11 protein-coding genes are annotated in these 14,521 nt (G+C 41.0%); 4 read left to right on the forward strand and 7 right to left on the reverse strand.

From position 1 onward, the window contains the following. The coding region (locus ACILP5_RS02560; protein WP_395617088.1) for a two-component regulator propeller domain-containing protein at positions 1-1,116 on the reverse strand (1,116 nt) is incomplete at its 3' end. Between the two features lie 150 nt (positions 1,117-1,266). On the opposite strand from ACILP5_RS02560, the gene ACILP5_RS02565 reads away from it, so the two are divergent. Further along, positions 1,267-2,289 carry a GntR family transcriptional regulator gene (locus ACILP5_RS02565; RefSeq protein ID WP_395617089.1) on the forward strand — a complete coding sequence of 341 codons (1,023 nt, stop codon included), beginning with the start codon at positions 1,267-1,269 and terminating at the stop codon, positions 2,287-2,289. 31 nt (positions 2,290-2,320) lie between these two features. On the opposite strand, the gene queG is transcribed toward ACILP5_RS02565, so the two are convergent. Continuing rightward, positions 2,321-3,238: a tRNA epoxyqueuosine(34) reductase QueG gene (gene queG, locus ACILP5_RS02570; RefSeq protein ID WP_395617090.1), complete on the reverse strand. Its 918-nt coding sequence runs from the start codon at positions 3,236-3,238 to the stop codon at positions 2,321-2,323. 102 nt (positions 3,239-3,340) lie between these two features. Between queG and ACILP5_RS02575 the strand changes: the two genes are divergently transcribed. Beyond that, positions 3,341-3,850, forward strand: a complete 510-nt coding sequence (locus ACILP5_RS02575) for a nucleotide exchange factor GrpE (protein ID WP_395617091.1) — start codon at positions 3,341-3,343, stop codon at positions 3,848-3,850. Between the two features lie 6 nt (positions 3,851-3,856). Continuing rightward, positions 3,857-5,020, forward strand: a complete 1,164-nt coding sequence (gene dnaJ / locus ACILP5_RS02580; protein ID WP_395617092.1) for a molecular chaperone DnaJ — start codon at positions 3,857-3,859, stop codon at positions 5,018-5,020. Positions 5,021-5,178: 158 nt separating this feature from the next. Here dnaJ and ACILP5_RS02585 read toward each other — a convergent pair whose 3' ends face one another. From ACILP5_RS02585 to ACILP5_RS02595, 3 genes are read right to left on the reverse strand one after another with little or no spacing between them, the layout of a single operon-like run. Further along, positions 5,179-8,157 (reverse strand): protein O-mannosyl-transferase family, encoded by a 2,979-nt coding sequence (locus tag ACILP5_RS02585; RefSeq protein ID WP_395617093.1) that lies wholly within the window; start codon positions 8,155-8,157, stop codon positions 5,179-5,181. Between the two features lie 8 nt (positions 8,158-8,165). Then, positions 8,166-9,191, reverse strand: a complete 1,026-nt coding sequence (gene pheS / locus ACILP5_RS02590; protein ID WP_395617094.1) for a phenylalanine--tRNA ligase subunit alpha — start codon at positions 9,189-9,191, stop codon at positions 8,166-8,168. An 8-nt stretch (positions 9,192-9,199) separates the two neighbouring features. Further along, a complete protein-coding gene (locus ACILP5_RS02595; protein WP_395617095.1) occupies positions 9,200-9,850 on the reverse strand; it encodes a porin family protein in 651 nt (216 codons plus the stop codon). A gap of 98 nt (positions 9,851-9,948) precedes the next feature. Between ACILP5_RS02595 and radA the strand changes: the two genes are divergently transcribed. Further along, positions 9,949-11,328 (forward strand): DNA repair protein RadA, encoded by a 1,380-nt coding sequence (gene radA / locus ACILP5_RS02600; RefSeq protein ID WP_395617096.1) that lies wholly within the window; start codon positions 9,949-9,951, stop codon positions 11,326-11,328. Here radA and truA read toward each other — a convergent pair. Next, positions 11,300-12,064: a tRNA pseudouridine(38-40) synthase TruA gene (gene truA, locus ACILP5_RS02605; RefSeq protein WP_395617097.1), complete on the reverse strand. Its 765-nt coding sequence runs from the start codon at positions 12,062-12,064 to the stop codon at positions 11,300-11,302. The two genes, radA and truA, sit on opposite strands and share 29 nt — an antisense overlap. Before the next feature lie 5 nt (positions 12,065-12,069). Further along, complete coding sequence (gene purL, locus ACILP5_RS02610) at positions 12,070-14,301, reverse strand: phosphoribosylformylglycinamidine synthase subunit PurL (protein WP_395617098.1); 2,232 nt, start codon at positions 14,299-14,301, stop codon at positions 12,070-12,072. Positions 14,302-14,521 lie beyond the last annotated feature (220 nt).

Here is a 14,521-nt window from a genome sequence, read left to right on the forward strand (position 1 = left end):
TACCCAAACTCCCCGATCCTCGTCTGCTAGCAGCGTACTCACTTTATTACTTAAAAGGCCCTGAAGTGAATTCGGCTTATATCGCAAGACGGCAAAACGCGGTTTTTGGAAGAAAGAAATATTCAATCCTGCTTCCCACGTACCTACCCAGGTATTTTCATTCGCATCCGTAAAAAGACTCATAATGGAATTAGAAGACAATCCTAATTCTGGATCCGGGTTCGATGGAATATTGGTATAGTTCTTAAAATCCTCTCCATTTAACTTGTAGACACCATTGTCGGTACCTATCCACAAATTTTGTAAGGCATCTTTCGCTAAAGAAGTGACAATATTTTGACGAGATAGAGGATCAGATGCTTGGTAAAAGACGACTTTAAATTGTTGGGTTTTAGGCGTAAAACGGTAAATCCCTTTACCATCTGTACCCACTAAAATATCACCATTCTTTGTTTCAAATAAAGCCCTCACTCGGTAACTATTTCCTCCAAACTGATAAGGAATAAAACTTTGTGCGTTTAACTGTGAAAGTAAATAACCTGTCCTCGTCCCCATCCAAACTGTTCCCGAAGAATGCTTAAACAAACGCGTCACTTCTTTTACTATTGGATTTCTCCATTCTGACTCCTGTTTTATTAATTGATTAGAGCGCACATTATAGACTAAATATCCAAGCCCTAAAACAGCCACCCCCATCTTCCCATTACCTAACTTTAAAATACTCGGAATAGTCGAATTGGATATATCTTGGCCGGTAGGCCCTTTCGAAAAACGTATAATCTTTCCTGTCGCTAATTCAATCTTATTTAATCCAGAATTACGCGTACCTACCCAAAGATTTCCTAAATCATCCTCTGCCACGGTAAATATTTCGCTACCACTTAAGGTATTCGGATCGCTGGGATCATTTCGATAAATCTTAAAATTATGACCATCATAGCGATTCAAACCATCACCTGTAGCAAACCACAAAAAGCCTTTTTTGTCTTGAGTAATTTTATAAATGGAACTTTGAGATAAACCTGAGGCGGTACTTAGTCGTTCATAGCGAGTCTGTTTTTGGGCCGTTGCACCCAAAGAGAGTAATAGCAAGAAACCGATAAGGGTCTTTTTCATTCGAACTTTAAATTTAGGGAATAATACCAGGAAATTGGACGGATTTGTCCTGAAATAAACGATTGCAAGAATTGTCCTTGTATTTGTAAGATTCGTCCTATGCTAAACAAGGCCACCCACGTACATTTGACTTTAGAATTTTTCTTCGATATGAATAAAACATTTGTTTCATTTAACGTAAAGAATTCAGGAAACAAACTTCCTAAATACCAGCAATTAGTGAATTCACTTTTGCAGGATATTGAGATGGGAGAATTAAAACCTGGCGAACGATTGCCGTCCATTAACGAGGCGTCGGAAGAATGCTACCTTTCTCGGGATACCGTGGAAAGAGCCTACACCGAATTGCACAAAATGGGTGCCATCACGTCTATTTTCCGCAAAGGTTATTTCATCTCAGAATCTAGTCTGAAAGTAAAGACGAAAGTACTTTTCTTAATCGGACGCATGACGGAAACAAATCAAACGCTCTACAATGCATTCTTAGATCATTTCGGTAAAAACGTGATGGTCGATATTTATACTTACCAGTACAAGCCACGTGAATTCAAAGAAATCATCGGGCAACAACTAGGAAACTACCATTATTACCTGATTCAACCTCATTTAATCGACGAGGATGAAGAAACAGTGAAGATTTTACAAAAGATAGCAGGGGATCGGTTGATTTTATTAGACCAAAACTTTGGAACCATCCGTCATTCTAGTCTGATTTGCCCACCGAATCCCTCGCTAAAAAAGATTTTTAATACCCAACTAAACCTGTTTAATAAGTACCGCAGCCTTAATTTAGTTTTGAGCGAAGATGAATACTTCGATCCTGAATTAATCAATGCGTGCAGTGAATTCTGCGAAGCGAATTCATTGGATTTCCAAGTATTAGATGGCCTAGAAGAGGACGATTACAGACAAAATGAGGTTTACTTCACCTTGTCAGACACCGATCTTTTCCAGGCTATCAAATACGCGGAGAAAAAGAAGTGGACCTTAGGAAAAGATGTGGGAATCATATCCTTAAATGACCATCCATTTAAAGAAATCATTGCTGGAGGAATCACAGTGGTAAGTACTCATCCGGAGAAATTAGGCCAAAAAGCGGCCGAAATGATCCTCACCAATAAAAAGACAGCGGAGGTCATTGAACCTAGCTTACTTATACGATTATCACTTTAGGGTTTTATTTTGCTTGAAAAGGGCCGTGGATTCACGGCCTCTTTTTTTTCACGTAATCAATGTTCCGCTGAATGCCCTTCAGTTTCGTACGTTTGATAGCAGAATAGTGAAAGAGGGTTTGAAAAACTTCCTCTGAAAGTCCTTCCCAATCCACTTCCTGTAAATTCGTATCAAACCTCGGTTCCTCATGCGGCTTCGAAAAACGATTCCAGGGGCACACATCTTGGCAAATATCACAGCCGAAAATCCAATTTTCAAAATCCCCTGTTAGGTTTGCCGGCATTTGGTCTTTTAACTCGATCGTAAAATACGATATACATTTACTTCCATCCACCACATAAGGTGTTATGGCCTCCGTAGGACAGGCATCAATACATCGCGTACAAGTACCACAAAAATCCTTGATAGGGCCATCTGGTGCCGCTTTCAAATCAATTAAAAGTTCAGCTAAGAAATAGAAGCTTCCTTTTTTCGGGATAATCAAATTCGCATTCTTTCCTATCCAACCTAATCCCGATTTCTTAGCCCAGGCCTTTTCTAAAACAGGCGCAGAATCCACAAACATCCGACCCGTAAATTCGCCTACCTCCTCTTGAAGTGAATCCCACAGCATCTGCATCTTGTCTTTGATTACCCGGTGGTAATCTTCGCCGTAGGCATACTTCGAAATCTTGAAGGGATTTGCCTGAATTTCTTCCGCCGGAAAATAATTATAGACTAGCGAAACGACGGTTTGACAACCATCAACAAGCTTTCTCGGATCTAATCTTTTATCGAAATGATTCGCCATATAGGCCATTTCGCCGTGTTGATTCGAATTCAACCAAGCTTCTAGGCGAGGCGCTTCTTCCTCTAGAAATCCCGCTTCGGAAATACCACAAAAGGCAAAACCAAATTGCTGGGCTTTCTGCTTAATGTGCTGTGAAATTTGAGCGGGACTTTTTGACATTTGTTTAAAATTACAAAGGTCATTTCATTTATGCCAAAGTGTCAGAAAATTGTTTTTGGTATTGAATTTGTAAAGGGAAGAACGCAATCGTAATTTTGTAACATGAAAAAGAAAGAAAACGAACCAACGCCTGAGGAAGAAATTATCAATCAAGAAGTAGAAAACACCCAAGAAGCTGAAGAAACGGCACCCGTGGATGAATTAACGGAGATGAAGGAAAAATACCTTCGCTTGTATTCAGACTTCGAAAATTTCCGCAAACGTACGGCTAAAGAAAAAATAGAACTCATCCAAACCGCATCGGAACGTTTAATCGTTGACTTATTACCTGTCATCGATGACTATGAGCGCGCTTTGGCCAATGCACCTGAAGGAGAAATATCCGAAGGAACTCAATTAATTTTCACTAAAATCGGGAACATTCTGCAATCCAAAGGGTTAAAAGAATTGCCGGCTAAAGGTGAACTATTTGACGCTGAATTGCACGATTGCATCACGCAGTTCCCAGCACCCTCTGAAGAGGAAAAAGGCAAGGTGGTCGAAGTAGTGGAAAAAGGATATACACTGAATGAAAAAGTCATCCGCTTTGCGAAAGTGGTGGTCGGAAATTAATAAAAAATGGCTCAAAAAAGAGATTATTACGAAATATTAGGCGTTTCAAAATCTGCATCGGAGGAAGAAATCAAGAAGGCATATCGCAAAATGGCGGTGAAGTACCATCCTGATAAGAATCCCGATAACAAGGAGGCAGAGGATAAATTCAAAGAAGCTGCTGAAGCCTATGAGGTATTGAGCAACTCCCAAAAGAAGGCACAATACGACCGTTTCGGTCACGCTGGAATGGGTGGAGCTGCTGGCGGTGGTTTTGGCGGTGCAGGTGGAATGAACATGGAAGATATCTTCTCTCAATTCGGAGATATTTTCGGTGGAGGAGATGAAAGCCCGTTTGGAAGTTTTTTCAATCAAGGCCGTGGAGGTGGAAGACGTCAGCGCAAAGGAACTGATCTTCGTATTAAGCTTAAGCTGAATTTGGAAGAAATCGCAAACGGTGTTGAAAAGAAAATCAAAGTAAAACGCCACGTCGCTTGTAAAACTTGCGCTGGGAACGGATCAAAAAACGGAACAGACCTAAAAACCTGCGGCACTTGCCAAGGTTCAGGTCAAGTACGTCAAGTACAACAAACGATGTTAGGCCAAATGGTCACATCTTCTACCTGCCCTCACTGTAGTGGAGAAGGAAAAACAATTGGCGCAAAATGTGGCGATTGCTTCGGAGAAGGCCGCATACTTGAGGAAGAAATCATCCCAATCAAAATCCCCGCTGGAGTCTCTAATGACATGCAACTTTCCATGTCTGGGAAAGGAAACGTTCCACCAAGAGGTGGTGTAGCAGGTGATTTATTGATTGTGATCGAAGAAGAAGAGCACGAGCTATTACACCGGGACGGAAATAACGTCATCTACGACCTATACGTAAACTTTGTAGATGCTGCCTTAGGAACATCCGTTGAGGTACCTACGATTAGTGGAAAAGCAAAAATCACGTTAGACGCAGGTACGCAAAGTGGTAAAATACTTCGCTTAAAGGGTAAAGGCATCAAAGAACTAAACGGATATTCTATTGGAGACCAATTAGTGCATGTCAACATTTGGACGCCTAAGCAAGTGAGCAAAGAAGAAACGGAGTTATTAGAAAAGCTTCGCTCCTCTCCTAACTTCGCCCCACAACCGGGAAAGGCGGAAAAGGGGTTCTTTCATAAGGTGAGGGATATGTTTTCATAGAAAAAGCGATGCTTTTTATGAAAACATATTGCAAATCACAAAGTTCAAAGAGCAAATTTCAGAGAAAAAATATCAGTACAAAACATAAAAAAAGCGGCACCTGCCGCTTTTTTTATTCCAACTTTGATCTTTGGACTTTGCTCTTTGGACTTTGCTTTCTACTGCAACCTTGCCATCTGCTTATTAAACTTCGCCTCTAGCGGCTGATATTTCGCAGGGCTCACCTTAGAAGCCTTCAGAGCAGAAACGACTAGGTTCATTTCGTATATGGCGATTTGCACGTCACGTTCATGAGCACCGTATCTGCCATCTAAATAATAGTCTAATAGCTGATCATCACGATCTACGATACGCTTAGCCATTTTCAACGCAGACGCTGCATCACCTACTGAAATATAAAGCTCCACCATACTAGCAGAGAATTGATCATAAGGAATAACTTTATCCGGCATTTTCTGCTCCAAATGATCTAAAACCTTCTTCGCTTGAGGCAAATTTCCTTCACGCACTAATTGATCCGCTAAACGATAGACACTCAAGCGAGCCGTTACAGACGGAATTCCTAAGTAGAAGTCACCATGATAATAGATTTTGTCATTATCAAGGCCTCTCCAGAACATCTTTTTCAAGATGTTTTCTGACATGATCGTTGAATTCACGTAGCCATCATTTGCTCCAGGAATCTTAAATGGCATCAAACGATACGCATAACCCTCTAATTGCATCGACTCTTTTAGACCTAAATATTGATCATTTGGCAAGGTAGATGCGAAGTAGATTGGGCGTTTCCAACCAGAGATGGCATTGTTAGAAATGATCTCCAATTGAATCAATTCGCCCTTATAAATGTTGTGAGATGGCAGCTTCCAACCTAAAACAGGTGACATATAAGGAACGAATTGCTTAGGGAACCAGCTTGTTTTTGCTACTGCAGCGATATCCACTGGAATAACCACCGAATCCGTTGGTAAGGTATTAATGGACTCGCCTAATTGCGTTTGTTCTTGGATTGATGGGCTGTCTTTGTGCAATAAGTCTAAATAATCAGGTAAAGACATCGCATTTAAACCCACTTTAGGATTGAATAAAATCTGATCATTCACCCCTTCCATCAATTGATCCTTAGTTAATTGAATCGGTAAAGGTTGAGATTCATATGTTTTGCGCTTCATTTGGTCGATGTACCAATCGGTTCCCAAAAGCGATAAATTACATACCCGAACATCCGTTCTGAACCCTTCGACTTCTTGAACATACCACAATGGGAAGGTATCATTATCACCTCCTGTAAACAGAATCGCATTAGGGGCACAGGAATTCAATAAATTTTTCGCAAAATCGATTTGGTGATAACGATCACTGCGATCATGGTCATCCCAGTTTTGTTGTGCCAAAATCGCAGGAGCAGTCAAACCTAACAAGGTAACAATCGCCCATTTCGCTTTATCAGCTTTAACGAATTTTTGAATAAATTCTAAAATCTGCATGACGGCAAAACCAGCCCAAATCGACATAAAATAGAACGATCCTACGAAGATGTAATCACGCTCGCGAGGTTCCGTTGGGGGTGAATTCAAGTAAACAGTTAAAGCTACTCCAGTAAGGACAAACATTAAAATAGTCACTAAAAGGTCCTTATCATTCTTGCGAAGCATATAAAAGAAACCTAAAAGGACGAAAATAATCGGTAAGAAATAGTAATTGTTTCTCGCCTTATTATTGCGTAAAACATCCGGGAGTTTGGACGTATCTTCAAAAGAATTAATTGCCCAAGCATCTTGGAAATCGCTTTCACGACCCACAAAATTCCATAGCAAATAACGCATATACATATGTCCTAACTGATGTGTAAAGAGGAATTCTAAGTTCTTACCAAAGCTTGGCTTCACTCCTTCAGGAATACCTAACATCTGTTGATATAACTTAACATGATTAGCCTGATTCGAATATACACGGGGCAAAAGCATCATTTGGGACTTATCGTATTCATACACAGGTTTCTTTGTGTATTCAACGTATTTCCCATCTTTCATTTTATAAATAGGTGTCTCTGCTCCTTCTTTGTAACCCGTAACCTCGGCTGTATAAACAGGTCCGTAGATTAACGAACGCTCGCCATATTGCTCCCGTTTCAAGTACTTCAAGAAGTTCAAGATATTGCTCGGATCATTCTCATTAATAGGCGTATTATAGCCTGAACGAACTAAAGCGACGGTGTAGGTAGAATAACCAATTAAAAGGAAAACGAAGGAGAATAGCGCGACATTAAGCACTTCCTTGCCTTTGGCATACGAATACCGAATCCCAAAAACCACAGCTGCAATCAACAATATCAAGAACACAATCGCTCCAGTACCATAAGAAAAGCCCCAGGTATTCACGAAAGCTAATTCAAATTCAAAGGCCAAACTAGGAAGCCCTGGTATGATTCCAGCATTGATAACACCTAAAATAAATAGTGCAACAAAAATCGAAATAACACCACCCGTTAAGGTAGGCTTGTCATAACGTTTGAAATAATACAATAATCCTAATGCTGGAAGTGTCACTAAGTTCAACAAGTGGACTCCGATAGATAATCCCACTAAATAAGCGATGAACAAGATCCAACGATTCGATGCGGCTCTATCTTCCACCAGCTCCCATTTAAAAGCAGCCCAAACAACAATCGCCGTAAAGAAAGAAGACATAGCATATACTTCCGCTTCCACTGCAGAGAACCAGAATGTATCAGAGAACGTATAAATCAACGAACCAACCACTCCAGAGGCTAATAATCCAAAACGTTCGTTCGAATTCAATTCCTCAAAGGACTTATTGATCATCTTGCGACCGATCATTACGATCGTCCAATGCAAGAACAAAATAGTCAGGGCACTACTTACCACTGACATCATATTCACCCAATAAGCCACTTTAGTCACATCACCTAAAGCTAAAAGAGAAAACATTCGGCCTAATAAAAGGAACAAAGGGGCTCCCGGAGGGTGAGGTACTTGTAATTTATAGGCACAAGCGATGAACTCTCCACAGTCCCAAAAAGAGGCCGTAGGCTCCACCGTCAAAGTATAGGTCAACAAAGAGATGAAGAAAACTCCCCAACCCGTCCAATTATTTACTTTTTGAAAACTCCACATAGGTCAGATTAATTAAACTGTTTTAAGAAACGCACGTCATTCTCTGTAAATAAACGTAAGTCTTTGATCTGGTATTTTAACATCGTGATCCGCTCGATTCCCATTCCAAAGGCAAAGCCATTGTATTTCTTCGAGTCAATACCCACATTTTCTAAGACATTCGGGTCTACCATTCCGGCCCCTGCAATCTCCACCCAACCGGCACCTTTGCAGACATTACAGCCATCACCTTTACATAAAAGACAGGTAATATCCATTTCTGCACTTGGTTCGGTAAAAGGGAAATAAGACGGACGAAAACGTACTTTTGTATCCTTGCCAAACATCTCTTTGGCAAAATGATACAAGGTATCTTTCAAATCCTTAAAGCTCACCTGCTCATCCACATAAAGACCTTCCACTTGATGAAAAAGGCAATGCGCACGCGCAGAAATGGCTTCATTGCGATAAACACGACCCGGCATCACCGAGCGAATCGGAGGCTTTTGATGTTGCATTAATCGAATCTGCACATTAGAGGTGTGTGTACGCAATAAAACGTCATCTTGAATCTCCCCAGCCCCTTTTTCAATGAAAAAAGTATCCTGCATCTCCCTTGCCGGGTGATTTGCAGGAAAATTTAAAGCGGTAAAATTATAGAAATCGGTTTCAATCTCCGGTCCATCAGAAACGGAGAATCCCATCCGATTAAAAATCTCCAAAATACGCGCTCTAACCTTCGTTAATGGATGTAAACTACCCTGAGAAATCGGATTATATAGCGTTAAATCAGATGGAACTTCAAATCCTGCTGCATTTCCAGCAAAGGCCTCTTGTGCTTCAGCAAACTTTGCTTCAGCTGAATTCTTCAACCCATTTAAAGATTGACCTACCTCCCGGCGATTCTCTGCAGCCACATTTTTCAATTCATCAAATAAAGAGGCTAAACGACTCTTACGCCCAACAAACTGATTTCTAAAAGATTCTAATTCGCTTTCATTCGAAATAACAAAACTGTCAATTTCAGCTTGAAGAACGTTTATTTGTTCATTCATAAGGGTAATTATAAAATTTGGAGACCGATGGTCGCCTGGAAAAAACTAGGTTTTTGTGCGTAATTATAACCAGTAGGTATGGCCATCGTATTGGATAATTCAGAGATAGCACCCTGGTAACGAAGATCAAGTGATAAGCTTAAAATGTCGATTCCTATACCGGCTTGGTAAGAGAAATTAGAACGATTAGAAATTTCTCTAGCAGAACCAGAAAAATAACTTTTTAATGCGTTATTAGCAGAGGCATCTGCACTAAAACTATACGAAGCAACTGGACCCGCAGCAAGTCGAATTACACCAAACTTTAAACCTACTAATAAGGGAACATCAATTGATTTCTGAGAAAAAGACACGACATCATTTGTCTTTGTTAATGCATTTAAGGCATTAACTTCATAATCTTTAGCTGAGAAAAATACTTCAGGCTGAAAAAATAAAGTACTTCCAACCCTTGCATAGGCACCTACTAAATACCCTGTTTTGGTAGATAGAGATTTGTCCACATTAACTGAGAAATTATTATCAGTCGCGATATTGGACAAATTCACACCTCCTTTAATCCCTGCTTGTAAATATTTAGAACTTTGAGCAGATAAACTAAATGAAAATCCTGCAATGAATAGAAATAATAACAGTAGTGGTTTTTGCGCTTTCATCATTTGAGAGTTTTGATAATTAAATAGTAAAATTATCCTTTTTCAATCGAAAAAAAAGAAAAAACGAAATCAAAGCGTAAATTTGGACATAAATAAACCTCATGGCCAAAGCTAAAACGTCTTTCTTCTGTCAATCTTGTGGTCACTCAGCTCCGAAGTGGTTAGGTAAGTGTCCCTCATGTGGAGAATGGAATACATTTGTGGAGGAATTAGTGGAAGCTACGGTGCATCCGGCGGAGGTTTGGAAGACAAAAGGAAGTCCTAAAGCGGCCACAAAACCGAAATTATTAAGCGAAGTTAGCTTCGAAAATCTACCTAAACTCACCTGCTCGGATCCTGAATTCAACCGCGTTTTAGGAGGCGGAATCGTTCCTGGCTCACTCGTTTTAATCGGCGGAGAACCTGGCATCGGAAAATCAACCCTATTATTACAAGTTGCCCTCTCCTTAACCCAAACACGCGTTTTATACGTCACAGGAGAAGAATCTGAGCAACAAATTAAATTAAGAGCAGACCGTCTAGCCGCTAAATCTGACTCCTTATACATCTTAACTGAGACGAATACACAATCCATTTTCCGCCATCTAGTCGACCTAGAGCCGGAATTAATCATTGTAGATTCGATACAGACCTTATTTTCAGATCAAATTGAATCCGGCCCAGGTTCCGTGTCTCAGATTAGAGAATGTGCCTTAGAGCTAATGCGTTTTGCGAAAGAAAGTGGCACTCCCATCTTTCTAGTAGGACATATTACTAAAGAAGGTTCCATCGCCGGCCCTAAGGTTTTAGAACACTTGGTTGATACGGTGCTTCAATTCGAAGGTGATCGCCACATGATCTACCGTATTTTGCGTACGACGAAGAATCGTTTTGGTTCTACCTCCGAATTAGGCATTTATGAAATGCTGGGAAGTGGACTAAGACCCGTGACTAATCCATCCGAAATTCTTCTATCCCAACGCGACGAACCTTCCTCTGGTATCGCCATCGGCACCTTGATGGAAGGAAATCGCCCTCTATTAGTAGAAATTCAATCCTTAGTAAGTGCTTCTTCATATGGCAATGCCCAAAGAACTGCCAACGGTTATGATGGCAAGCGATTGAGCATGTTGATCGCTGTGTTAGAAAAAAGAGGCGGATATAAATTAGCAACCCAAGACGTGTTCTTAAATATTACTGGGGGTATTCGAGTGGATGATCCAGCCTTGGATTTAGCTACCTGCATGTCTCTCGTTTCCTCTTACGAGGACAAAATCATCGATTCCTCTATCTGCTTCGCAGCTGAGGTAGGATTAGGAGGAGAATTGAGATCAGTTACGCGCATCGATCAACGCATCGCTGAAGCGGAGAAACTCGGATTTAAGGAGATTTGGATCAGTAAGTACAACCTGAAAGGATTGAATTACAAAGCGAATAAGATCAAGGTACAATCTGCTGCTACCTTATTGGATGTTATCCTGCACATTTGGCGTCAAAAGTAGACGAGGGGTATTCTACTTTCAACAGATGAAGCCCGTGAGCTGGAACTGCACGACCCGCTTTACACCGGTCTTTTGAATCGAGTATTTCTTGCAACTGCTTTTTCGATAAGCGCCCCTGCCCTACCTCTAACAAAGTACCCACTACGGCACGAACCATGCCGCGCAAGAAGCGATTTCCCTGAATAGTGAAGACCAATTCATCCCCTCTTGTGGCCCAGTTAGCATGTAAAATCGTACAATTAAAGGTCGTCACCTCCGTCTTGACCTTCGAAAAACATTGGTAATCGGTATGTTTAAAAAACAAAGCCGCTGCCTCATTCATCGCTTCGACATCAAGATCCACACTGAAACGGTAAGCAAATTGCGCATTAAAAGGGCTTTTTAAAGAACTTATTCGGTATTCATAAGTCCGCGAAATAGCTGCGAAACGAGCATGAAAATCATCAGCTACTTGGTAAATCCCTTGCACCGCTAAAGAATCTGGTAACATACGATTCAACCGAAATACCCAGTTTTCTTTTACTTTTTTACCTTCTGGCAAATCAAAATGGGCAAACTGCTCGTGAGCATGAACGCCTGTATCGGTTCGTGAACTTCCCACAATTTCCAGTGGAGAACCCAATAAAAGACTTAATTTATCTTGCAAAATCGACTGTACTGTCGTTGCATTAGGCTGAATTTGGTAGCCATGAAAAGAGCCGCCATCGTACGAAAAAGCGATTAGATAGCGGCTCATTTTATTTATTTCATTAACGCAGTTTCTAAAGCCGTATCAAAAGATTGATATGCTGCAGCCACTGTTGATAATTTTGCTCCATCTGCCACCATATCCGTTCCTTGAACAGAACCTAATGCAGAGAATTTAACACCTTTAGCCTCTAAAGCCGCCTCAAAAGCTGACTTCTTAGCTGCATCCACTGAAACGACAACACGAGATTGCGCCTCACCGAACCAGAACGCATCTTGGCGAATAGCTGAATCTGAAGTTACACTGAATCCTAATCCGCGCGGGAATGATGATTCAGCTAAAGTCACTAACAATCCTCCATCTGACACATCATGCGCCGATTCTATTAATCGAGACTCAATCAATGATAAAATAGCTTTTTGCAATTTCTGTTCCGTTGCTAAATCAAAATGCGGTGCTGGAGTTGCTTTGATTCCTTTGTAAGAATAGACATATTCTGATGACGCGATATCATTCACCGACTCCCCTACTAAATAAATGGCATCGCCCTCTTTTTTGAAGTCCAAAGTCATCTTATTCGCTGGATCCTCTAAAATACCTAACATACCAATGGTAGGTGTAGGGAATACAGGACCTTCGTCAGAAGACTGGTTGTAGAAGGAAACGTTCCCACCGGTAACTGGCGTTTCGAAAGCCTCGCATGATTTCTTCATACCTTTGATCGCACCCACAAATTGCCAGTATACTTCTGGGATGTATGGATTACCAAAGTTCAAACAGTTCGTAATCGCCACCGGAACACCACCAGAACAAACAATATTACGTGCCGCTTCCGCCACCGCCATCGCGCATCCTTCTTCAGGATCCGCATTTACGTAGCGAGAATTACAATCTACTGTAATAACAATGGATTTTTGAGAACCGTGTACTTTCACAACCGCCGCATCCGAAGGTGCATTAGTATTGCGATTCGCCCGGCCAATCGATGAATCATATTGTTGAGCCACCCACTTCTTGGAAGCGATATTCGGGTGATTCATCATGTAGTTCAAAGCCTTAGGCAATTCTTCCTTGGGCAAATCAGTTACTGAATCAATCTTAAATTTCTTAAATTCTTGGTAATAAGCCGGCTCTTTGTACTCGCGGTGATAAACCGGAGCTCCACCACCTAAAACTAAATCATCCGCAGGCACATCCGCCACTAAAACGCCATCTTGATAGAATTCAAGACGTTTTGTATCTGTCACGGTACCAATTTGCTCACAATTTAAATCCCACTTATCAAAAATGCGTTTCGCCTCGTGCTCACGACCCTTCTCCACTACGATCAACATACGCTCTTGAGACTCAGATAATAGAATCTCGAAAGGTTGCATGTTCGGTTGACGCGTAGGCACTTTGGAAAGATCAATAATCATCCCGTGTTCACCTTTCGCAGACATTTCAGATGTCGAGCAAATAATACCCGCTGCACCCATATCTTGAATACCAATTACACAACCTGCTTCGATGATTTCCAAAGAAGCCTCTAATAACAATTTCTCCTGGAATGGATCACCCACTTGAACCGCAGGTAATTTCTCCGACGACTTCGCCGTAATATCTTCTGAGGCGAAACTCGCACCCCCAATTCCGTCTTTTCCTGTCGCAGAACCCACAATAAATACGCCATTTCCTACACCATACGAGATAGCTGAGGCTTGCGTACCTACTTTTAATATACCTGCTGAAAACGCATTTACCAGCGGATTCACATTATAACAATCATCAAATTGAACCTCACCACCCACGGTAGGAATTCCAAAGGCATTACCATAATCACCAATCCCCTTCACCACACCTTTCACTAACCACTTCGTCTTCGCTAATTCAATATTGCCAAAACGTAACGAATTCAATTGCGCAATCGGGCGCGCACCCATCGTGAAAATATCACGATTAATACCACCCACACCAGTCGCAGCACCTTGGTAAGGCTCAAGCGCAGACGGGTGATTATGCGATTCAATCTTAAACGCACAACCTAAACCATCACCTAAATCTACCAAGCCGGCATTTTCTTCCCCAGCTTTCGCTAACATACGTGGTGAGTCTTTAGGCAAAGTCTTCAACCAAACGATTGAATTCTTGTAGCTACAGTGCTCAGACCACATAACAGAGAAAATCGACAATTCGGTGAAATTAGGTTTGCGACCTAAAATTTCTTGAATGCGATCATACTCTTCGGGCAATAATCCTAATTTTTTGGCTGTTTCGACGGTGGGAAGGGTTCCGATTGATTCCACTTAATTGAGTTTAAAATTGAAATGCAAAGATAGGAAATCTTACTAAATGGTGAGTGGTAAATGGTAAATGAAAAATGAATTTTTATTGAATCTCGACCCATTTACTATTTACCACTCACCATTTACCATTTGTAAAGCATAAAGCATAGAGCAAAAAGCATAAATGGGGAATAAAAAATGGCTAACGCTCATTTTTTATGATTTCAGAAGGATGAAAAAA

The organism is Aquirufa sp. (assembly GCF_044239315.1).
GTDB lineage: Bacteria > Bacteroidota > Bacteroidia > Cytophagales > Spirosomataceae > Aquirufa.